The organism is Gluconobacter sp. Gdi (genome assembly GCF_014132155.1).
Taxonomy (GTDB): domain Bacteria; phylum Pseudomonadota; class Alphaproteobacteria; order Acetobacterales; family Acetobacteraceae; genus Gluconobacter.
In genome coordinates this window covers 18,872-40,968 of the sequence record NZ_BLJQ01000003.1, presented here as the reverse complement: position 1 = coordinate 40,968, position 22,097 = coordinate 18,872, and the positions used below count along the sequence as shown (strand labels likewise).

20 protein-coding genes, 1 tRNA gene and 1 other RNA gene are annotated in these 22,097 nt (G+C 57.1%); 17 read left to right on the top strand and 5 right to left on the bottom strand.

The features are described from left to right. Positions 1–45: 45 nt before the first annotated feature. Positions 46–510 carry a MucR family transcriptional regulator gene (locus JN414_RS07125; protein ID WP_046901389.1) on the bottom strand — a complete coding sequence of 155 codons (465 nt, stop codon included), beginning with the start codon at positions 508–510 and terminating at the stop codon, positions 46–48. A gap of 423 nt (positions 511–933) precedes the next feature. Here JN414_RS07125 and JN414_RS07120 point away from each other — a divergent pair, with 423 nt between their 5' ends. Then, a complete protein-coding gene (locus tag JN414_RS07120; protein ID WP_237389934.1) occupies positions 934–1,980 on the top strand; it encodes a UdgX family uracil-DNA binding protein in 1,047 nt (348 codons plus the stop codon). 31 nt (positions 1,981–2,011) lie between these two features. Next, positions 2,012–4,258, top strand: coding sequence for an FUSC family protein (locus JN414_RS07115; protein ID WP_202207312.1), 2,247 nt, complete (start codon positions 2,012–2,014; stop codon positions 4,256–4,258). 164 nt (positions 4,259–4,422) lie between these two features. Here the strand turns inward: JN414_RS07115 and JN414_RS07110 are convergent. Continuing rightward, positions 4,423–4,512, bottom strand: a tRNA-Ser gene (locus JN414_RS07110). A 285-nt stretch (positions 4,513–4,797) separates the two neighbouring features. On the opposite strand from JN414_RS07110, the gene rplU reads away from it, so the two are divergent. From rplU to proB, 4 genes are all read left to right on the top strand, one after another. Continuing rightward, the gene (gene rplU, locus JN414_RS07105) at positions 4,798–5,112 is read left to right on the top strand and encodes a 50S ribosomal protein L21 (protein WP_046901386.1); all 315 of its coding nucleotides are present in this window, start codon (positions 4,798–4,800) and stop codon (positions 5,110–5,112) included. Between the two features lie 26 nt (positions 5,113–5,138). Beyond that, positions 5,139–5,405 (top strand): 50S ribosomal protein L27, encoded by a 267-nt coding sequence (gene rpmA / locus JN414_RS07100; RefSeq protein ID WP_046901385.1) that lies wholly within the window; start codon positions 5,139–5,141, stop codon positions 5,403–5,405. A gap of 77 nt (positions 5,406–5,482) precedes the next feature. After that, positions 5,483–6,493, top strand: coding sequence for a GTPase ObgE (gene obgE, locus JN414_RS07095; RefSeq protein WP_064273106.1), 1,011 nt, complete (start codon positions 5,483–5,485; stop codon positions 6,491–6,493). After that, positions 6,490–7,626, top strand: coding sequence for a glutamate 5-kinase (gene proB / locus JN414_RS07090; protein WP_202207311.1), 1,137 nt, complete (start codon positions 6,490–6,492; stop codon positions 7,624–7,626). The genes obgE and proB overlap by 4 nt, the downstream gene beginning before the upstream one ends. A gap of 23 nt (positions 7,627–7,649) precedes the next feature. Here proB and JN414_RS07085 read toward each other — a convergent pair whose 3' ends face one another. After that, complete coding sequence (locus JN414_RS07085; protein ID WP_202207310.1) at positions 7,650–8,240, bottom strand: hypothetical protein; 591 nt, start codon at positions 8,238–8,240, stop codon at positions 7,650–7,652. Between the two features lie 58 nt (positions 8,241–8,298). Then, positions 8,299–8,565 (bottom strand): GapR family DNA-binding domain-containing protein, encoded by a 267-nt coding sequence (locus JN414_RS07080; protein ID WP_007283547.1) that lies wholly within the window; start codon positions 8,563–8,565, stop codon positions 8,299–8,301. A gap of 270 nt (positions 8,566–8,835) precedes the next feature. Between JN414_RS07080 and zwf the strand changes: the two genes are divergently transcribed. Continuing rightward, a complete protein-coding gene (gene zwf, locus JN414_RS07075; RefSeq protein ID WP_202207309.1) occupies positions 8,836–10,305 on the top strand; it encodes a glucose-6-phosphate dehydrogenase in 1,470 nt (489 codons plus the stop codon). Positions 10,306–10,311: 6 nt separating this feature from the next. Then, on the top strand, positions 10,312–10,770 hold the full coding sequence (locus tag JN414_RS07070; protein ID WP_046902046.1) for a hypothetical protein: 459 nt from the start codon (positions 10,312–10,314) through the stop codon (positions 10,768–10,770). 9 nt (positions 10,771–10,779) lie between these two features. Here the strand turns inward: JN414_RS07070 and JN414_RS07065 are convergent, their stop codons facing one another. Beyond that, the gene (locus JN414_RS07065; RefSeq protein ID WP_202207308.1) at positions 10,780–11,772 is read right to left on the bottom strand and encodes an alpha/beta hydrolase; all 993 of its coding nucleotides are present in this window, start codon (positions 11,770–11,772) and stop codon (positions 10,780–10,782) included. Between the two features lie 75 nt (positions 11,773–11,847). On the opposite strand from JN414_RS07065, the gene rnpB reads away from it, so the two are divergent. From rnpB to murD, 9 genes are all read left to right on the top strand, one after another. Continuing rightward, positions 11,848–12,251, top strand: an RNA gene (gene rnpB, locus JN414_RS07060) — RNase P RNA component class A. Between the two features lie 286 nt (positions 12,252–12,537). Continuing rightward, positions 12,538–13,008, top strand: coding sequence for a division/cell wall cluster transcriptional repressor MraZ (gene mraZ, locus JN414_RS07055; RefSeq protein ID WP_046901379.1), 471 nt, complete (start codon positions 12,538–12,540; stop codon positions 13,006–13,008). Next, the gene (rsmH, locus tag JN414_RS07050) at positions 13,005–13,976 is read left to right on the top strand and encodes a 16S rRNA (cytosine(1402)-N(4))-methyltransferase RsmH (protein ID WP_202207307.1); all 972 of its coding nucleotides are present in this window, start codon (positions 13,005–13,007) and stop codon (positions 13,974–13,976) included. The genes mraZ and rsmH overlap by 4 nt, the downstream gene beginning before the upstream one ends. Continuing rightward, positions 13,973–14,773 (top strand): hypothetical protein, encoded by an 801-nt coding sequence (locus tag JN414_RS07045; RefSeq protein ID WP_202207306.1) that lies wholly within the window; start codon positions 13,973–13,975, stop codon positions 14,771–14,773. Before rsmH ends, JN414_RS07045 begins: the two co-directional genes overlap by 4 nt. Before the next feature lie 85 nt (positions 14,774–14,858). Beyond that, positions 14,859–16,826, top strand: coding sequence for a penicillin-binding protein 2 (locus JN414_RS07040; RefSeq protein WP_202207305.1), 1,968 nt, complete (start codon positions 14,859–14,861; stop codon positions 16,824–16,826). Positions 16,827–16,834: 8 nt separating this feature from the next. Continuing rightward, positions 16,835–18,286 carry a UDP-N-acetylmuramoyl-L-alanyl-D-glutamate--2,6-diaminopimelate ligase gene (locus JN414_RS07035; protein ID WP_202207304.1) on the top strand — a complete coding sequence of 484 codons (1,452 nt, stop codon included), beginning with the start codon at positions 16,835–16,837 and terminating at the stop codon, positions 18,284–18,286. After that, positions 18,283–19,659 (top strand): UDP-N-acetylmuramoyl-tripeptide--D-alanyl-D-alanine ligase, encoded by a 1,377-nt coding sequence (murF, locus tag JN414_RS07030; protein ID WP_202207303.1) that lies wholly within the window; start codon positions 18,283–18,285, stop codon positions 19,657–19,659. Before JN414_RS07035 ends, murF begins: the two co-directional genes overlap by 4 nt. After that, a complete protein-coding gene (gene mraY, locus JN414_RS07025) occupies positions 19,659–20,750 on the top strand; it encodes a phospho-N-acetylmuramoyl-pentapeptide-transferase (protein ID WP_064273099.1) in 1,092 nt (363 codons plus the stop codon). The genes murF and mraY overlap by 1 nt, the downstream gene beginning before the upstream one ends. After that, on the top strand, positions 20,747–22,093 hold the full coding sequence (gene murD / locus JN414_RS07020) for a UDP-N-acetylmuramoyl-L-alanine--D-glutamate ligase (protein ID WP_202207302.1): 1,347 nt from the start codon (positions 20,747–20,749) through the stop codon (positions 22,091–22,093). Before mraY ends, murD begins: the two co-directional genes overlap by 4 nt. The last annotated feature ends 4 nt before the right edge of the window (positions 22,094–22,097 follow it).

The following is a 22,097-nucleotide window of genomic DNA, read 5'->3' as shown; positions in this document are numbered from 1 at the left end:
GACAGATAGTGCTTTTTCAGAAAGACAATTCCAGAAAGCCGGGAATTAGTCCTGCTTCTTGGACTGACGCGTCCGGCCAGTTTCTTTCTTGCCTTCGCCTGTTGCGCTGATCTTGCGGCCCAGACCGATTTCGCGTGCCAGAGCCGAGCGGCGCTGTGCATAGTTCGGGGCAACCAGCGGGTAATCAGACGGAAGACCCCAACGCTCACGATACTGCTCTGGGGACATGTTGTATGCGCTCTGAAGGTGACGCTTGAGCATCTTCAGCTTTTTACCGTCTTCAAGGCAGACGATGTAATCCGGGAATACTGAACGCTTGATCGGCACAGCAGGCTGCGGACGCTCGGGCTGCGGCTCTTCCTGCGGAGCGCCAGCATTTGCAAGAGCTTCATAAACCTGGCGGATCAATGCCGGGAGAGACGCCGCATCCACATTACCCTTGGAGACCTGTGCAGCAACGATCTGTGCTGTAAGCTCCAACAGATCCGGGTGGGATGTATTCTCCGACATAATATCTTACCTTCCATTCAAAATAGCATTTTTACTATGCTCAACAGCGTGAAATCATTCTGCCGAGCCTGTTTGCAGAATATATACCCAATACCACCGAGATAGCCACTCAACTTTAATACCAAATTGACCACACGTTCCTTAAAAAAGAAGTAATCACTTCAGGACGTGTTTCGGAATTCGCTAACTTTCTTTCCAGGAAGCCTTATGCAACCCGTTGACGCTTCACTCTGTTCACCAAGTGATTTTTCAGGATGGCGAACACAATCTCGTAATTTCCTGAGCAAGCGAATCCCAGCGTCTTCCATCACTTGGAGTATTAGAGCGCCTACCGCTCTTTACGCAGCGAAAACCGATCGGGATTTACCTGACACTCCCTCCCCTTTTCGCTTACCCCGAAAATTTGCCGCCCTCATTCCGTCTGTGTTTGCATCCGATATCCCGGAGAGATTTGATCTTCTCTATCGCGCCCTGGAACATATCCAGGAGCACGGAAGCCCGCTTGAGACAGACATCACCCGGTTTGAGCAGATTGCCAGCACTGTTCGAGAGCAAATTCTTGAATTGAGGAGCGCGTTCCCAGAGAACCGGATAACAGACTGGCAGATCATTCGAACACGCCAAAAATTACAGCTCATAGACAGTCAGAGATCCCCTCTTATTAGACTACGGGTTTCTCCTTGGGTTCTCCTTTCAGACGAGACGACACTTTGCTGGGACGGCCACAAGTACCGCGTTGGACCACCCATTGATGAGGCAGGACAATCAGAGGCAGATCTAATTCGTCTTGCACAGAAAGCGGCGACGGCCGGGCAAGACAACGCCTTTTGGGCCAACCCGGCCACAGTGCATGTCACACCTGATCTGGAGGAGATTGAAAAGACGTCCTCTTTGTCAAACCTGCGGTCCCTCGCCGTCGATTGTTCTCTCTGTGATCTTTGCCACCACGCATCACGCACCGTTTCCGGAGAAGGCACGACGCAGGCACAGATCCTCTTTGTCGGCGAACAACCAGGAGATCAGGAAGATCTTCAGGGACGACCGTTTGTTGGCCCAGCCGGACAACTCTTCGAGCGCGCACTTCAGGAAGCCGGAGGCAATCGGGAACAGGCGTGGATCAGTAACGCCGTCAAACATTTCAAATTTGTCCCTCGCGGCACACGGCGCATCCACCAGAAACCGGACGCGGCTGAGGTGGCCTCCTGCGCTCCGTGGATCGCGGCGGAACGCCGTATCCTACACCCAAAAGTTACAGTTCTACTCGGTGTTACTGGCGCCAGTTCCGTCCTTGGACGATCAATCACTATTTCACGAGAGCGTTCCCGTTACATAACTTTGGAAGATGGCAGTACTGGCATTGTGACTGTCCACCCCTCTTACCTGCTCAGAATTCCGGATGAGGACAGCAGGACACGCGAATACACAAAATTTGTCGCAGATCTGAGAATGGCCATTTCCGCTCTCGCCTAATTGACAGCTTCAGGAGTAAGAAAGCCGCACAATGAGTGGCAGTACTACGTCAACAGGACGTCCGACTCCGAACAGTTCTCCATCAGGTGCAGGTGCGTCAGCCGCTCTGCGGCCAAGGGTCAAGCTGCCCCTGTCATGGATCTATGCGCCATCCGCAGCGACCCTGACTTTTGCTCTGCGAAATACATTTGCAGCCTGTCTCGCCATCGGAATTGCCTTCTGGATGGAGCTGGACAGTCCTGCATGGGCCGCAATGACTGTCTGGGCTGTTGCACAGGCCACCCGTGGGGAAAGCCAGTCCAAAGCCAAATGGCGTATCATTGGAACAATTACCGGAGCGGTCGCATCTATTGCGTTGATGGCAGCCGCGCCTCAGGCACCCTGGCTCTTCTTTCCCATGATCGCCGTCTGGATTGGCGTGTGCAGCGGACTCGCAACATTCGTAAGTAACTTCCGCTCTTATGCCCTTGTTCTTGCAGGATATACCTGCTCGATCATTTGCATGGATGCGGCCTCCGATCCGGACAATATCTTCACCGTTGCCGTTTCCAGAACCACTTACATTACCCTTGGCGTTCTGTGTGAAGCCTTCATGGGGCTGATCTTCGCCACCACTCAGGAACGGCAGGCCCGGATCCAGCTGCGCCAGAAGCTTGAATCTGCTCTGGTTCTCGTTACGAAGACGCTTACGAGTATTCTTGGTGAGGAACGCGGCGCCCTGAATGCAGCACGCAGGCAGTTCGGCACGATCCTCAGCATTAACGATCAGATTGAATTCGCAGAAGTCGAGATGGGCCCGCATGGACACGAAGGTGACCATGCCCGTGCCGCTCTTGCCTCCGTATCAGCCCTGCTGTCTCGCGGGTTCGGTATGGCAATGCGCCTGCAACTTCTGAACCATGACCACCCTGCCTTCACGCAGGCCGCTGATGAAATCCTCTCGTTCCTGAAGGATTTCCCGAAGCGTATTGCCAATACTGAATCTGTCCCGGATCTTTTGGCAGAACTCCAGCATCTCCGTGATGTTTGCCGCCTGTATGCTGCCCCTCACCGAATTACCGATCTTGAGAACAGCAATGAACCCATTCCTGGAACAGACCCGTTCGATCTACGCCTGAATGAACAGGATACCGAGACACACCTCGATGAACGCGTTCTCTTCATGTCACTTGGAGAATTGCTCGGGGACCTGGAACTTGCCATCAAGGAATACGAGGCCAGCACCCACTCTATTCCAGGCGATCATTTTCATTTCCAGCGCCAGACTCACCGCGACACACGCGAAGCAATTCATAACGGCCTTCGCGGGGCTTGTGCCGTTCTTGTTACGGCCCTGATTTATGAAGTCACAGCATGGCCAAGCGGACTTGGTTTCATCGCCATCACAACGCTGGTCTGCGGCCTGTTCGCCACTAAAGAAAACCCGGTTCTTGGTACTACCGAGTTTTTGAAAGGCGCTCTGGTCGCTTACGTCGTGGCGTGGATACTTGTCTTTGTCCTTATGCCCAAGGTCACGACCTTCGAGACTTTGGCGCTCTTCCTAGGTCCGGCCATGTTCCTTGGTGGCTTGGCAAAAGGCAATCCGTCCACTGCTGGCGGCGCTGCTGCTTATGGTCTTCTCCTCCCTGCAATGTTGGGACTGGAGAACCACCACGTGATGAACGAGGTGGCGTTTTATAACGGCAATATGGCCGTTGTTATGGCGGTGGGCATCAGTGTCCTGGTTTTCAGGACCGTATTGCCATTCAACAGTTCTGATGAACGGCTGCGTCTCCGCAGAATTATGCTGGCTGAACTGCGCGGGCTGGCGGATCCCGCACAGACACCTCAAATCAGTATCTGGATCGGCCGCAATACGGACCGTTTCGCACGCCTGATCCGCCATGCTGGCCCTACCCCCGCTCCGCTCATCGAAGCCTGTATTCTGGGGACGCTCGCCACACTTACGCTGGGCCTGAACATTATTCGCCTGCGAACACTGCTGGACCGCGAATACCTTCCCGACAGCGCACGACGCCCCATTCAATTGGTGCTCCATTACGTCGAACAATCCACACGTCGCCATGATAAAGCGGCCCGCGTTGCCAATGCGGCTGTAAGGCGCCTTCGCGCTCTGGATGAGCATGAGACAGATCTGGTCACGCGACTGGAAATGACGCGGGCGATCACCTACCTCGTTGTTATTGCCTACACGATGCAAACGAACGCCGATTTCCTAGATGCCAGCCGCCCATTTAGAGGCGAGCGTAGTCACCTGAAGGTGCAAGAATCACATTAGGCGATGAGAGGAATGCTCTTTTCGCATTCCTTGGGAATTTTGAATATTACAAAACGATTATAGTGCGCTCTGATGTAATCCAAATACCGCGATACAAACCGCACCCCACGATGGAGAATATTCCTCACAAGGGTTGAGGCCAGATATACAGATCTTAGGAATTATGGCGGAGAGGGTGGGATTCGAACCCACGGTACCCGCGAAGGCACAACGGTTTTCGAGACCGCCCCAATCGACCACTCTGGCACCTCTCCGTACGGTCTACAGAAGCAGACCTGATCGATGGCGCGGCTTATGGCTGGCTTTTCAGCATAATGCAAGAGGCAGCCACCATTCTTTCCTCAATTAAAGATAGCATGGCCCGGTCGCAATTTGCTGTTTTTGATTGACTGGACGGCCATCTCCTTGTATCGACCCGCCTGTTCTAGCTGTCCCAAGTGGTCGGTCAGGAACCAACGATAAGAAGCGACTGGGCTGCGCCAGACCGGGAATACCCCGGCAAAAGCGGCCAAGAGATCGGAACAGCGAGAGTTTCCAGAATGTTTGCAGTCATCCGCACAGGCGGAAAACAGTACCGTGTTGCTCCTGAGAGCATCCTGAAGGTTGAAAAGCTTGAGGCTGAAGCCGGTAGCACCGTGACCTTCTCCGACGTCCTGATGGTCGGCAGCGAAGGCAGCGTGACCGTTGGCGCGCCGCTGGTTGCTGGCGCAACCGTGACGGCCACCGTGGTCGCACAGGATCGTCTGGCCAAGGTCATCATCTTCAAGAAGCGTCGCCGTCAGAACAGCCGTCGTAAGAATGGCCACCGCCAGCACGTTACCGTGCTGCGCATCGACGCGATCAACGCGGCCTGAAGCCGCACTAGGAAGGATACACAGCCATGGCACAAAAAAAGGCAGGCGGTTCCAGTCGTAACGGGCGCGATAGCGCCGGTCGCCGTCTCGGCGTCAAGAAGTTCGGCGGCGAGAGCGTTCTGGCAGGCAACATCATTGTCCGTCAGCGTGGAACCAAGATGAAGGCTGGCAGCAATGTCGGTATTGGTCGCGATCACACACTGTTCGCCCTTGTGGACGGACATGTGAAGTTCCAGCGTCGCGCCGAAGGCCGCGTCCACGTTTCCGTGGCGCTGCCGGAAGCCGCCGAGTAAGTCACCGCGCCCCAAGCGCGAGCGGAAGGGCCGGTCCTCCCAAGGGCCGGCCTTTTTCATATGTTGCGGATAATACGATGAAATTTCTCGACCAGGCCAAGATCTATGTACGTTCCGGCGATGGCGGTGACGGCGTGATCGCCTTCCGTCGGGAAAAGTACGTCGAATTCGGTGGCCCTGACGGTGGTAACGGCGGGCGTGGTGGCGATGTTCTTTTCCGCGCCGTCCCTGCCCTCAATACGCTGATCGACTTCCGATACACACAGCACTTCAAGGCCCGTAAAGGCGGCAACGGCGCAGGTTCCGATAGAACCGGTGCAGCTGCGGAAAACGTTATCATCAATGTGCCCGTCGGCACGCAGATCTTCGATGAAGACCGCGAGACACTCCTTGCAGATCTGGACGAAGACGGCAAAGAGATCCTTCTGTGCCGCGGCGGTGATGGTGGCAGAGGCAATGCCCATTACAAGACCAGCACCAATCGTGCGCCACGCCGTGCCGACAAGGGTTGGCCGGGTGAAGAGCGCTGGGTCTGGCTTCGCCTGAAACTCATTGCGGATGTGGGCCTGGTTGGCCTCCCGAATGCAGGCAAATCTACGCTTCTTTCCGTGGCATCCCGTGCGCGCCCGAAGATTGCAGACTACCCGTTTACCACTCTGCATCCGCAGCTTGGCGTCGTACGCTTGAATACGACTGAAGAGTTCGTAATTGCGGATATTCCGGGACTAATCGAAGGCGCAAGCGAAGGCGCAGGCCTCGGCGACCGCTTCCTGGGCCATGTCGAGCGCTGCGCAACGCTGCTTCATCTGATTGATGGAACAGAGTCTCAGATCGTGAAGCACTGGCGCCTGATCCGGAATGAGCTTGAAGCCTATGATCCGGTGCTGGCCGCCAAGCCTGAGATCATCGTGCTGAACAAGTGCGATTCCCTGACAGCTGAGCAGAAATCGGCAAAAAAGCGGGCTCTCGCAAAAGCATCTGGCGCAGAAGTACTGACACTCTCTGGGGTGACAGGTGAAGGTCTTCCCGAACTGCTCCGGCTCCTTCAGGATCGCGTCAATGCAGCAAAGGAAAGCAAGCTGGCATGACCGCCAAGGCCCCTGCCCCTCAACTGGCGCAGGCGCGCCGGATTGTTATCAAGGTTGGAAGCGCTCTTCTTGTTGATGGCGCACAGGCAGCGCTGCGGGCCGACTGGCTGCGAAGTGTCTGTGAGGACATCGCCAGTCTCAGAAAGGCTGGCACTGAAGTGGTTGTCGTATCTTCAGGGGCAATTTCCCTTGCAAGACATCAACTGGGCCTGATGAACCGCCGCCTGCGCCTCGACGAAAAGCAGGCACTTGCTACAGTTGGACAGATTGGTCTCGCTCAGGGCTGGAGTGAGGCTCTTGCCAAGCACGGTCTTGTCGCAGGCCAACTTCTCCTTACGCCTGATGACACGGAAAGCCGCGAGCGGCATCTGAATGCTCGCGCTACACTCCAGACCTTGCTGGACCTTGGCTGCATTCCCGTCATCAATGAAAATGATGCCATCGCTACCTCGGAAATTCGTTTTGGTGACAACGATCGTTTAGGCGCCCGTGTTGCGCAGATGATTGAAGCGGATTGTCTCGTTCTCCTCTCCGACATTGACGGCCTCTACACGGCAGACCCCCGCACGAATCCAGCCGCGCGCCATATTCCGGTCATTGAGCAAGTGACGGACGACATCATGGCCATGGGGGGCGAGCCTCCACCTGGCTACTCGTCTGGCGGGATGCGTACGAAGCTTATGGCGGCGCGAATTGCCAATCGCGCTGGCGCAGCCATGGTCATTGCGGCAGGACAGGCGCAGAATCCCATTCAGAAGCTTCTGGATGGTGGTCTGTGCACTTGGTTCCTTCCCCAGACGGATACGGGATCTGCCCGCAAACGTTGGATCGGAAGCAGCCTGCACCCCAAGGGTTCTCTTGTGATTGATGCGGGAGCGCAGAATGCCCTGATCGTGGGCGCATCACTCCTTCCCGCTGGCGTTACCGCAATTGACGGACATTTCGAGCGCGGCGATCTTGTTTTGATCAAAGATGCGCGGGGAAATGTGTTGGGTCGTGGGCTGGCGTCCTACACCTCCGAAGAGTGCGTAAAGCTTATCGGCCATCACTCGGAAGAAATGGAGCAGCTTTTAGGCTACCGTGGTCGCGATGTTCTGATTCATCGCGATGATCTTGTGCTGGATCAGCACTAAAGCCCTTCCAGCACAAACCGTTCTTAGTCTCTTGGCGGCCACCGGAGCTTTGGCTCCGCGCGGGTCCTAAAGGCCTCGTCATCATCACTTCGGCTGGCTACGGAGCGAGGAGCAAGCTCTTCCCGTTCCCGAGCAGCACGAATTCGCGCCTGCTCACCCTCCCAAGGCGCGCGAGACCAGCTTTTTTTAGCGACCTCAGGTTTCTTGGCTACTCTTCGCAGAGCGTCAGGATCAGCCACCAACGGACCGTCTTCATAGGACGGCCCTTCAGCACGCACGACAGCAGCAGGCTCAAAATAATCCGCTGGTTCAGACGGTACGCGCTCAACTGAGGGCGTTTTCTGAACTGGCGCACGAACACTGTCAGTCCGGCTTTCTTCGGCAGACGGCCGCCCGGCGGCAACCATCCGGTCTGATGGCGGGGCCGTCAGACGCAGAGACAGTGATTGAAGCTCTGCACGCAGTTCTGCAATCTGGAACTCAAGTTCCTGCAACCGTGGCTTAACACCGAAAACGGCAAACGGCATGCAGACCAGTGCCAGGGCGAACAGCCCGGCAATGATCAGCAGAGACATCAATGCCCATGCGGGCAACCATGAAATATCGGGCATCATGCTCCGGTCCGGATATTAAGAGAGCCAGACAATGCGGGTTCGATCCGGAGACGCCGGATTACATGCCAAGAGCACGGCGATAGATATCAAGAAGTGTTTCCTGCTCTTCCACTTCCGCAGGCTCCTGCTTACGCAGCTTGATGATCTGCTTGATCACCTTCACGTCAAAACCGGCAGACTTCGCTTCAGAGAAAATATCCTTGATGTCACCCGCCAGAGCCTTGCGTTCTTCCTCCAGACGCTCGACCCGCTCAATGATGGAGCGCAGGCGGTCAGCAGCAATGCCACCCGTTGCGGCGCCTTCGATTTTGCTTTCTGCGTCCATGTTCATTTTCCTTTTTCAGGCATAAGTCCGGGGCATCGCAGAGATGCGACACCAGCCGCGCGGCTTATCGCGCCAAGGCTTGGGAGGTCAACGGAATTATGTGCACATTTAGGGAACGCACGCGTTTCCGTGATGCCTCCTCCCGATGTCGTGCATGCCCGTTCCCTTGACATAAAGCCCCTCAGAGCGGAACTAGACCCTGCCTGCAAAGGCCTGAACCCTAAACCCTTTTCCCCCGACAATCCGGGTTCGAGAGGTCAGAGAGCACCCATGGAACACGTCCAGCAAGTCGAACCATTCGACTATGTTATCTTTGGCGCCACCGGCGATCTCACAATGCGCAAGCTTCTGCCTGCGCTTTATAACCGTCTCCGCATGGGACAGATACCAGACGATGCCCGCATCATTGGTACGGCCCGTACGGATATCGACCGGGACGGCTATGTTGCCCGCGCCAAAGAGGCGCTGGAACGCTTCATCCCCGATGATGTCCGGTCTCCGGTCCTCGTAGACCGTTTTCTGGGACTCTTACATTACGTCACACTTGATGGCACGAAGGCCGACAGTGACTGGAGCGCCCTGTCCTCCATTCTCTCCGAAGCCCCGTCTGACCGGATCCGCGTTTATTACTTCGCGACAGCCCCGCAACTGTACGGAAGAATTTGCGAGAACCTGCACGGCCATAGCCTCGTAACGCCTCGTTCGCGCGTCGTGCTGGAGAAGCCGATTGGCACGGACATGGCGACCGCGACTGCCATCAATGACGGCGTGGGCCAGTATTTCCCGGAAAATCAGGTCTATCGTATTGACCATTATCTCGGGAAAGAGACTGTCCAGAACGTTCTGGCTCTTCGTTTTGCCAATCCGATCATGAACGCCGTCTGGTCTGCCGAGCAGATCGAGAGTGTTCAGATCACGGCTGCTGAAACCGTCGGGGTTGAAGGGCGTGCCTCCTACTACGACACCTCAGGTGCCATGCGGGACATGATCCAGAATCATCTCCTGCAGGTGCTGTGTCTGGTCGCGATGGAAGCGCCTGATTCCCTGGAAGCCGATACCGTCCGTAATGCCAAGCTGGCCGTGCTGAACGCACTCCGCCCGATTACGGATGAAACTGTCGCTTCTGAGACCGTACGTGCGCAGTACACGGCCGGCGTTGTCGGTGGCCAGAGCGTTCCGGGCTACCTGGAAGAGCTGGGACAGCCGAGCAACACGGAAACATACGCCGCAGTGCGCGCCTGGGTCGATACTCCACGCTGGAAGGGTGTTCCGTTCTACATCCGGACGGCGAAGCGCTCTGCACGCAAGGTCAGCGAGATTGTTATTCGTTTCCGCTCTGCGCCCACTGCTCTGTTTGGTGCCGCACCAGCAGAAAACCGACTGGTCATTCGCATTCAGCCGAACGAGGGTGTTGAGCTCCAGCTTAACGTCAAGAACCCCGCTCTGGACGCCTATACCCTGCGTACGGCAGATCTCGACACGACAATCCGCATGGAAGGTGGCCTGCCCTTTCCGGACTCGTATGAGCGCCTTCTGCTTGACGCGGTGCGTGGGAATCCGGTTCTGTTCATTCGCCGTGACGAAGTTGAAGCGGCATGGCGCTGGGCCGAGCCTGTGCTCAAGGCCTGGAGCGAGAACAAGGTGCCGATGCAGACTTACAGTGCCGGGTCTTATGGTCCGGAGAAATCTGCAGCGCTGCTCGCCGACAAGGGCGACAAGTGGCACGAAGACATGGAGTAATTGCTTTTGACTGACCCCGCGAACGCGAAGCCCCGTTTTACACGGGGCACACGGCGTCCGCCCCGTACACTCAAACAGCACCTGATGCGCCGGCTCCTGATTGTGGTGCCGGCGTTTCTGCTGATGTTCGTGGTCGTTCGTTCCGGACTTCTGGATTTTTCCTACGACAAGTTTACGTTCAACAAGCTGAGCTGGTTCGATAATACAGCCCTTGTGGAACATCTGCGGCTTGTCGTGACCAACGACGGACTGACGGACATGCCCAAGCGTTGTCTCGTGTTCGTTGTGAATGGCAATGCTGCCGAAAATAATCCGGACATTGATGTTCTGGGACGCCACGGTAATGGCTGCCCCGGAGACAAACCGTCAGCTGACAAACTGTTCAGCCTGAAGGTTGATCGCAGTGAGCGCACGATTCAAACCGATGCAGGAACGCCTGGTACGTTCCACGAACTGCGGCTTTAAAGCTTCCGCTCAGGAAGGTCGTGATCCGACCTTCCTGAAAGCCTCGCGTAAAAATACGCCCCCTTCCCGCAATGCCGTCCGCCCATCCCTGAACAGGGCATACCCGTTCAGAAAGCCATGAATCATGCGTGGAAACACCCGGTATTTAACGGTTCCTCCAGCCTCCCTAAGCAATCGCGTGTAGAGTTCACCTTCTCCACGCAAAGGGTCAAACCCGGCCGTCACGATCATGGCGGGAGGAAGGTCAGTCAGATGATCCGCAAAAACAGGCGAAAATTCCGGATCGAAAAGCTGATCGGACGATGAAAGCGTCTGAGAACAGTACCAATACAGAAGGTCTGTCGTCAGCATGTAGCCCTCCGCGTAATCATGCCGGGATAAAGGAATGACCGGGCCACTCAGCGCGGGATAATAAAGAAGCTGGGCAGCCAGTTGCAGATCAGGCTGTGAGCGACTCCATTGCGCCAAAACAGCTGACAGATTTCCACCAGCACTATCCCCTGCCACAGCAATCGGCAGATCCGGCGCTGCCAGTTTGAGCCATTGAAGGGCTGCCTGCGCGTCTCTTAGGCCCGCGGGAAAGCGATGTTCCGGTGCCAGGCGGTAATCGAGAGACAAGACCATTGCGCCTGAAGACGCAGCGATGCGGCAACAAATCCCATGATGTGACGTCGTATCGCAATGTACGAATCCGCCACCGTGCAGGAACAGCACCACGCCCGATACGGCCCCTCTTGGCCGATACAGGCGTGCAGGTCGCGGGCCTTCCCCGCCGGGAACCCTGATGTCTACCCATTTGCAGATCCGCAGCGATGACAGGCATTGCGGAAAGCTGGGGCGCCCGGTGATCTTCCGTATCTGCTTCAGCACCTCCGGCGACGGGGCCGGACCGGGGATCTCTGGAACCACCTCAACAGGCACTGCCGGACGTACAATACCTCGGCGACGAGCCTGCCATGCGAGCCACGCGAGGAACACCCTCAGGGCAAATACTGGTTTCATTCCAGCATCATGCCGCGAAACAAGAACAAAGTCTGCCCTTGACCCGCAAACGCTCCCGGCGCAAGGTCCGCACCGCCAGACGGCTGGACGGTCGCTGTGATTGGGATGAGGATCCCCGTCATGGAGGAAAGTCCGGGCTCCATGGGACAACGGTACCGGCTAACAGCCGGCGGGGGCGACCCTAGGGATAGTGCCACAGAAAACAGACCGCCCGCCGGACTGTTCCTTCTTGGAATACGTCGCGGGTAAGGGCGAAACGGTGTGGTAAAAGCACACCGCGATGCCGGCAACGGCGTCGGTCACGGTAAACCCTACCGGGAGCAAAACCGAATAGGAACGGCAGGCTGTCGCAAGGCAGCCGGGAGCGTCTCACTCCGTCGTTCGGGTTGGTTGCGTGAGGCATGCAGCGATGCATGTCCCAGAGGAATGATCGTCCCGCCTTTGGCGGACAGAACCCGGCTTACAGGCCGTCTGGCACCTCTGATAAAAAACGTTCTCCAGTAATTCTCAAAAGCTACGCCATGAGAACATAAAGGGAACAAATAACGGCAGGTATAGATCTCGCCGTGCGATTATCCCTGATAATTCCTAACAAACAGCAAAAAATCGCGTCACAATTTCCACCATGAAAATAGCCGCAGTTTTCTGCGGTTTTTCGCAGATATATGTTTGACGTCCCATGAAATCCCATGGTATCCCAAGAAAGAACAGAGAAATACCTGATCACCTTGCGCAAGTCCTGAAGTGAAGGGAGGCACATCATCAATGAGCATGTTCCTCGGCACACATCAGAACCGCTTTGACGCCAAGGGACGTGTTTCTATTCCGGCCCCCTTCCGATCCGCTCTCAGAACGCAGGCTCAGCCTGGCGAAGCGCTGGTCATTCTTCGGCCCTCACATCTTCATCCGTGCATCGAAGCCTGGACGTCCGCCGCTTTCGCTTCTCTGGCGCAGCCTCTGGACGAATACGATCCGTTCTCTGAAGACCACGAAGATCTAGCTGCCAGCCTTTACGCAGATGCGTATCCGCTCGACAGCGACAAGGAAGGCCGGATCATTCTTCCCGATGTTCTGCGCGCCCATGCATCGCTAAGCGACGAAGTGTCCTTCATGGGTCTGGGACGCGTTTTCCAGATCTGGAATCCGGCAGCAGCAGCAGAACGTCGTCACCAGGCCCGCGCACGGGCAAAAGAACTTACCAGCAGCCGCAAACCGGCCACCGGAGATGCGGCATGAACGCAATCACGCTCGTCCATCAAGGACATGTTCCCGTCATGCTGAAGGAGGTGCTCGCAGCACTTTCTCCACGTGAAGGCGGCCGGTATCTGGATGGGACATTTGGTGGCGGCGGTTACGCACGCGCTATACTCAACAGCGCAGATTGCACCCTACACGGCATTGACCGTGACCCTACTGCGATTGCCCGTGGTGAAGCCATGGCCGAGCAGGCCAATGGTCGACTGTTCATGCATCAGGGAACATTCGGGGACATGGAAGCGCTTGTGGGCCAGGACGGACCGTTTGACGGCATTGTTCTGGATCTCGGTGTTTCTTCCTTCCAGATTGATCAGGCTGAACGCGGCTTTTCTTTCCGTAATGATGGCCCGCTCGATATGCGCATGGGGGGCGAAGGCCCCTCTGCTGCCGATCTGGTAAATTCCATGAAGGAAGGTGATCTGGCGGATGTTCTTTATCGTTATGGCGAAGAGAAGCTGTCCCGTCGCATCGCACGCGCCATTGTGGCAGCCCGCGCGGAAGAACCTATTACGACTACAGGCCGTCTCGCCCACATCGTTCGGTCCTGCGTCCCCAAAGACCGTTCCAAGATCGATCCCGCCACACGCAGCTTCCAAGGCCTCCGGATTGCTGTGAATGACGAGTTGGGCGAACTGGAACGCGCGCTGGAGGCAGCCCCTCGCCTTCTGGCTCCAGGTGGCGTGTTCGTTGTTGTGACCTTCCATTCCCTTGAAGATCGTCTGGCCAAGCGCGCCATGGCGGAACTGGCAGGTCGTACTGCCAATCCGTCCCGCTATGACCCGGCGCCTGTCCGGAAAGAGCCTTCGGCTTTTTCTCTCCTGTATTCCCGCCCCCTGCCTGCCACGGAAGAGGAAGCGCGGGATAACCCCAGAGCACGCAGCGCCCGGTTGCGCGCTCTGGTTCGTAATTCCGCCCCACAACCGCCCGCCTCAGGAAACCGAGCATGATCCGGCCCTTCACCATCGCCTGCGCTGTTCTCGCCGCAGGGTCTGGCCTGTTTCTCTACACCAAGAAGCATGAGACGACGGTCCTCGACCAGAAGATCACCAAGGTGGTCCAGGAAACGCAGAAAGTCCGCGCGCAGACAGCCATGATGCGCACGGAATGGGCCCTGTTGAACCAGCCGGATCGCCTGAACACTCTGGCAGCGCGCTTTCTTCCCGACCTTCACCCTATGGCCCCGGATCAGTTCATCCGCATGGCCAGTCTTGAGGCACGCCTTCCAAACCCGGGCTCGCGCCCGGTTCCAACAGATCCGCGCGAAAGCCTGCATGAAGTCGTCAACCGTGCGGCGACCGAGGCACATCTTCCGCTGCCGGCTCCTCCGGTTGTTCACCCAGTTGCGCCCGTTCAGCATACTCCGGTTATTGCTGCAGCCACGCCTGCAGTTCCCACACCTCATGTCATGACAGCCCGTGCCGTTACGACGCATGTTGCTCACCCGCATGCTGACCGGATTGTCCATTCCCCAGACATGGATCTGGCCTCTGCTCGTCCTGTGACGCCGCATGTCAGTGCGACAACCCGTTCGGACGTGACGCCGACCGTTCGTCTTGTGAGCTATCATGGCGCACGCCCGACACCACTGGTCGCTGCTGCGTGGCACACACAACCCGTTCATCAGGTTCGTGAGGCGTCCTTGACCCGCGTTGCTGAAGAACGCCCGCGCCCGCACCATCATGCCAGCTCTGCGCTGGGAAATGACGAAGACGCATTGCCCCCGCCAGTTCCGTTGGCTAACTGAGACCCTCTCTTCTTTATTAACTGCTCGTTCAGTATTTTCCGGATAGCTTCGGGCGAGCACCTTAGACAGGACGCAACGCCGCACGATGCCCCAGGACGTGCCACCCCCATCAGGTTCGCGTCGCGCAGCGCGCCCGGGCAAACGGGCAGAGCGGCGCGACACACAGACGGCAGTGCGAACGCCTTCCCGCCGTCTTAATCTGGATCAGATGCATAGTCGCCTTCTGGGCGTCGGCATGGGTTTTCTGGCCATTTATGGCGCAGTTGCCCTCAAAGCCACGTTCGCAACGGTGCTGATGCCTATGGAGCCCGAGAAGCGCCAGATCGCACCTCAGGTTCCAGAAATTCCGAAAAGCGATCCACGCGGTGAAATGGCAGGAGATTTTGTCCTGCCTACAGTCAAACGCGCGACCATCACCGATCGCAATGGACAGGCTCTGGCGCTGTCTCTCCCCGTCGCGCAGGTTTACGCAAATCCGATGGAGTTGATTGATCCGGAGGATGCGACGAAGAAGCTTAAAACTGTACTGCCCAAACTGGATGAAGCCGAAACCGTTCGTCGCCTCTCGTTAAAGAAGCAGTTCGTTTACATTGCCCGTGATATTTCCCCCGTGCAGGAAATTGCAATCAATAACCTTGGTATTCCCGGCATCTATTTTGAGGCCGGTGAGCGCCGTCATTATCCTCTTGGCCGGACTGCAGCCCAGATCATGGGCAGCGTGGATATTGATGATCATGGCATCGCAGGCGTGGAGCGCTTTTTTGATCAGCGCCTGAATTCGGACCGCACACCGCTGCGCCTCTCTCTGGATGTTCGCGTTCAGGCCGTGGCACATGATGAGTTGCAGGCTGCCAAGGATGAATTCTCGGCAATCGGCGCTTCGGCCATTGTCATGGATGTTCGGACGGGCGAAATTCTCGCCATGGTCAGCCTCCCTGACTATGACGCCAATGATTTCAACCACGCACCGAACGACGCGCGCTTCAACCGTGCTGTGACAGGCATGTACGAGCCTGGCTCGACATTCAAGCTCCAGACAGCCGCAATGGGTCTCCAGCTTGGTGTGGTTCATATCTGGGATCGGTTTTCGACCATTCCCATTCGTGTTGGCCGCTTCACCATCCGCGATATGAAGACTGATCATTTTGCACCATGGCTGTCTCTACCGGGCGTGCTGGCATATTCGTCCAACCCGGCCGCAGCCCATATTGCCCTGGATGTAGGCGCCCAGCGCCAGCAGGACTGGCTGCGAAACATGGGCTTCTTCAACCGCGTCCCGGTTGAGCTTCCAGAAGCCGGACGTCCCCTAGTACCCGCATCGAAAAACTGGGGCCTCTCCACTGTCATGACTGTCGGCTTCGGCCATGGTGTGGCTGAGCCTCCGCTGGCCATTGTCCGCGGCACGGCGGCCACCGTGAATGGCGGCATTCTTTTGAAGCCCACACTGGTGGCCCGGGATCAGCAGGACGAAAGTCAGACACCTGATGCCAAGGTGCGCCCCGTTGTTTACAAGCCCGACGAGGCAGATAGCGGCGATGACATTGGCGCACAGACACCTGTCGGAACGCGGGTTCTGTCAGAGAAGACGTCTGCTCTGCTGCGCAAACTGCTGCGTCTTGACGTAACATTGGGAAGCGGCAAATCGGCTGAAGTTCCGGGCTATTACGTGGGTGGCAAAACAGGCACGGCTGAAAAGATCGGTGCTCATGGTGGATACCTGAAACACGTCAACGTTTCGGCCTTCACCAGTGTTTTCCCGATGAACAACCCGCATTATGCGGTGTATGTCATGCTCGATAGCCCACAGGGCACTGCGGCCACACATGGCTGGACCACCGCCGCATGGAACGCAGCGCCAACTGTCAAGAAAATCATTTCCCGTGTTGGGCCTATCCTGAACCAGTTCCCGGATACAGCCAACAAGGACGCCATTGATGCATCTCTCGCCATCCCCATGAATCCGTCCGTGCCAGCGGGCTATCGTGCCCTTGGCCCTGGTAACGACCCTGGGGATCCGCGCAATCAGGCGCACACTCCCAAGACACAGCACTGAGCCTACCCATGCGTCTCTCTGAACTCCTCCGGCAGAATGGTTCCATTCTGTCGCCTTCCGTTGACCCTGAAATCTGCGCGGTAACAGCAGACAGCAGACAGGTCCGGCCGGGCACACTGTTTTTTGCTCTCCGGGGCGCGAAACAGGACGGAGCAGCCTTCATTCCTCAAGCGGTCGCAAATGGTGCAGTTGCCGTTGTTGCAGATCATCCGGCGCAAGCTGATGTTCCCGTTCTACTAACTCCTGACGCCAAACACCTGCTCGCATTAACGGCTGTAACGCTTGCAGGTCCACAGCCGACCTGCATTGCAGCAGTAACCGGAACAAACGGCAAAAGCAGCACGGCAGAATTTCTTCGCCAGATTTGGACGCTTCAGGGCTTCAAGGCGGCCAGCCTTGGAACACTGGGGCTGATTGCCAACGTTGACGTCCCGCCTCCGCCATCACTGACAACGCCTGATCCCGTTTCACTGGCCAAGACACTTGCCTCTTTGGCGCAGTACGGTGTGGATCATGTTGCACTCGAAGCCTCATCGCACGGACTGGAGCAGCACCGCCTTGATGGCGTTACGCTTAACGCAGCGGGCTTTTCAAATCTGACGCGTGACCATCTGGATTACCACGGCACGATTACAGCCTATCGCACTGCCAAACTGCGTCTTTTTGAAGAGCTTTTGCCAACGAATGGTATCGCTGCGGTCAATGCGGATATGGATCCTGAGACGCTCAACGCGTTGCAGGCATTGGCAGCCCAGCGCGCCATGACACTTCGCACAGTCGGCAAAACAGGGACAGCCCTGCGCCTTCTCGAAACAACTCCGACGCCTACCGGTCAGATTGTTCGGCTCTCCCTCTACGGCGAAGAGCTTCCAGAAATAACCTTGGCATTACCAGGCCTGTTCCAGGCCGATAATGCCATGCTGGCAGCCGCGATGTGCTGGCAGGATGAAAGCACAGCACAAAGCGTGGTAGATTACCTGCCGCAGTTGGTCGGTGTGCGCGGACGATGTGAACGTGCTGTTGAGCTTTCCAATGGAGCCGCAGCCTACGTCGATTATGCCCACACGCCGGATGCACTGGAACGCGTTCTCGCCAGCCTCCGTCCACACACTCAGGGACGGCTGGTCGTCGTGTTTGGTGCGGGCGGAGATCGCGATCGTGGCAAGCGCCCACTGATGGGTGATGTTGCGGCACGCATGGCAGACCTCGCGATTGTGACGGACGATAATCCACGCACCGAAGATCCGCAGAGTATCCGTTCCGCCATTCATGCAGCCTGCCCGGAAGCACACGAAATCGGGGATCGGAGGTCTGCGATCGCCGCTGGGCTGGACGCGCTTCAGCCGGGGGACATTCTGGTTGTTGCTGGCAAGGGTCATGAGCAGGGACAGATTGTCGGTCAAACCGTTCTTCCGTTCGATGACCGCAGCGTTATCCGTGAACTCGCAGGTGCAGCATGAGCGTTCTCTGGACATCCGAAGAGCTTCGTGATGCGACAAATGGCCGCCTTGAAGCTGAGGTTGCCGTCACGGGAATTTCCATCGATACCCGGACATTAAAATCTGGCGACCTTTTCATCGCACTTAAGGGCGATGCCAGTGATGGCCATGCACACATCGCGCAGGCCCTCGCCGCCGGGGCAGCGTGTGTGATGGTGCATGACACCAGAGGCTTGACGGACCCACGCCTCCTGATCGTTGCCGATACGATGACAGGCCTGGAAGCACTGGGACGCTTCGCACGCGCACGCTTTGATGGAAAAGTCGTTGCGATTACTGGCAGCGTCGGCAAGACCACGACGAAAGACATGCTCCGCACCGCACTTTCTGCGCTCGGGCCGACACATGCTGCCATCGCCTCATACAATAATCACTGGGGCGTCCCTCTCACATTAGCGCGCCTCCCCCGCGATGCACGTTTTTGCGTAAGTGAGATTGGCATGAACCATGTCGGGGAAATTGCCCCCTTGGCTGCGCAGGTTCGTCCGGACGTTGGAATCATTACCACCATCGGAACAGCACATCTGGGCCATATGGGAAGCGTGGAAGAAATCGCGCGTGAAAAATCCCAACTCTTCAGCGCATTACCACCACACGGGACGGCTATTGCTCCGGACGATGCTGTGGGGCAAGACCTGTTTCAGACAGCACTCCCTAACCATGCATCGCTTTGGTTAAGCGGCTTTTCTGCTGCCGCCCAAGTCCGGTTAGAAAACCTGCTCTGCACCGCGGAAGGCAGCACTTTTACCCTGACATTCCCTAATGCGCCGAGCGTGTCCGTCAGATTAACAGCTCCCGGCCGACATCTGGCGCGAAACGCCGCGCTGGCTCTCGGAGCTGTCGCAGCCCTTGGCGAAAATGTGCCGAATGCGGCTAAAGCGTTGACCGGGTTTGTTCCAGGAGCAGGCCGCGGACAGATACGTACTGTGCTGAACGGCGTGCAGTTGCTTGATGAAAGCTACAATGCCTCCACGACCAGCATTCGTTCGGCGCTAGAGACTCTCTCGCTTCTTCCCGCCAAACGGCGCGTGGTCGCTCTGGGAGACATCCGTGAACTTGGCGAATTCGCAGAGGCAGAACATCGTTCTCTCGCGGATGCCGTAATTGCAGCAGATGCACTGGCTTTCTGCTGTGGCACCCACATGCACGCGCTTTACGAAGCTCTTCCCGAAACCGTGCGGGGTGGTTACGCCCCGGACGCGTCTTCCCTCGCCCCCCTTCTGTGTGATGCTCTCCGCCCCGGTGACCTTCTGCTCGTCAAAGGCAGTTTGGGCAGCCGGATGCGCGATGTCATTGCGGCCCTCGATAACGCTTCCAACCCGGTCTCTGCCTGATGCTGTTCAATCTCGTCGCCTCTCATGCCTCATCGCATGGCGGGTTCTTCAACCTCTTCCATTATCTGACGTTCCGCTCGGGTTGTGCGTGCCTGACGGCGCTGGTGATCTCGCTAGCGCTTGGCAACCCCTTCATTGCGCAGCTCAAACGGATCCAGCGTGAAGGGCAACCTATCCGCACGCTTGGTCCGGAACGGCATATTCTGGAAAAGGCTGGCACGCCAACAATGGGCGGGATGCTAATCCTGATCGCGCTGTTCTCCGCGACGCTGTTGTGGGCAGACCTGACAAACGGTTTCGTCTGGGCCGTTATGCTCACAACTGCCGCATTCGGTGCCGTTGGCTTTGCAGACGACTATCTAAAGCTTTCCCGCCGTAATACGAAAGGTGTGTCCAAGCGCGTACGGCTGGGATGTGAGTTTGCAGCCTCTCTCATCGCAGGCATCTGGCTCCAGCACCTGACGCCACCGGAACTCCGTAATGCCGTCGCATTCCCCTTCGTGAAGGATATCCTCCTTCCGCTCGGTTATGCCTTCCCACTTTTTGCGATGATTACGATTACGGGCTTCGGCAATGCCGTGAACTTCACCGATGGCCTGGATGGGCTGGCCATTGTTCCTGTCGTAATTGCAGCGCTCGTCTTTGCGCTGATTGCCTATCTCGTGGGCAATCATGTTTTTGCTGATTACCTCCAGCTTCACCCTGTTCCGGGCACCGGCGAACTGGCTGTGTTCTGCGCCGCACTGATTGGAGCGGGGCTTGGCTTTCTGTGGTTCAATGCACCCCCGGCTGCCGTTTTTATGGGTGATACAGGCTCCCTGTCCCTCGGCGGCGCACTTGGGGCCGTTGCCGTCGCCGTCAAGCATGAGCTTGTTCTGTGCATTGTTGGCGGCGTGTTCGTCGCAGAAACGCTCTCCGTCGTGATCCAGATCTTCTGGTTTAAGCGTACAGGCCGGCGTGTGTTCCTCATGGCACCGTTGCACCATCACTTTGAAAAGAAGGGCTGGCAGGAACCGAAGATCGTCGTACGATTCTGGATTGTCTCCATCGTTCTGGGGCTGTGTGGTCTGGCCACGCTGAAATTGAGATGACAGGCTTTCCGACAGATCTTCTCGCAGGTGAGCGCTATGCGGTTTGCGGCCTTGGTCGTAACGGTGCGGCCGTAGTCAACGCGTTGCTGAACATGGGTGCCGAGGTTCAGGCATGGGATGATAATGCCCCGTCTCTGCCCCCTCATGAGCGACTGACACTTGCACCACTGACAGACCTGTCCGGCATGACAGCGCTCGTCCTGTCTCCTGGTATTCCGCACATTCTGCCTAAGCCCCATCCTGTGGCCGAACTGGCTCGCGCTCAGAATGTGCAGATCCTGTCAGATGCAGAACTGCTTTATCGCAATGTTCGCAAAGCCGGATCTAAAGCGCGTTTTGCAGCCATAACCGGTACCAACGGAAAATCCACAACGACAGCTCTGCTGGCGCATCTGCTGCAATCCGCCGGGGTTCCCTGTGTCGCGGGCGGCAATCTGGGCACTGCGTCTCTGGCACTTCCTCTTCTGGCTGATACCGGCGTTTACGTTATTGAGATGTCGTCATACATGCTGGAACGGCTGGACCAGTTCCACGCTGCGGCTACCTGCCTGCTGAACATTACACCGGACCATCTTGATCGTCATGGAGACATGGATGGCTATGCAGCAGCGAAAGCGCATGTCTTCGACAACATGACGTCTGAAGATCTGGCGGCCATCGGCGAAGACGATCCGTGGTGCATGACGATCGCAGAGAAAATTGCGTCACGAAGAATTCCCGTCACGATGCTGGCGCCGGATGCGGTTCCATCCTTCGACGGCCCTGCACTTCCGGGACGGCACAACCGCCAGAACGTCGCCGCGACTTGGGCGATGGCAAAGCATCTTGGTTTGAGCGACACGGCTATTCGTGATGGATTGGCCTCATTTCCCGGTCTGGAACATCGGCTGCAAAAGGTAGCCGAGCAGGATGGTGTGGCGTTCATCAACGATAGCAAAGCAACTAATGCCGAAGCTGCGTCCAAGGCGCTTGGGTCCTACGACCGTGTGATGTGGATTGCAGGGGGAACGGCTAAAGCGGGAGGCATCGAAATGCTTGTACCGTGGTTTGACCGCATTGCCCACGCGTTCCTCATTGGCCGAGACGCCGCTGTTCTTGCTGCAACACTTCAAGCCAATGGCGTTCCCTACACGATGTGTGACACGCTGGATCGCGCAGTTCCCGCAGCGTTTGACGCAGCCGTTACGGGTGGGGTCAGAACCGTTCTTCTGTCTCCGGCCTGTGCAAGTTTTGATCAGTTTCGCAGTTTTGAGGATCGTGGGTCACACTTTCTCCAGATTTGCGATAATATTGTGAAATCAGGCCATTCGGGCGAAATGCTCAAAGCAGAACAGGAAGGTTGACGGT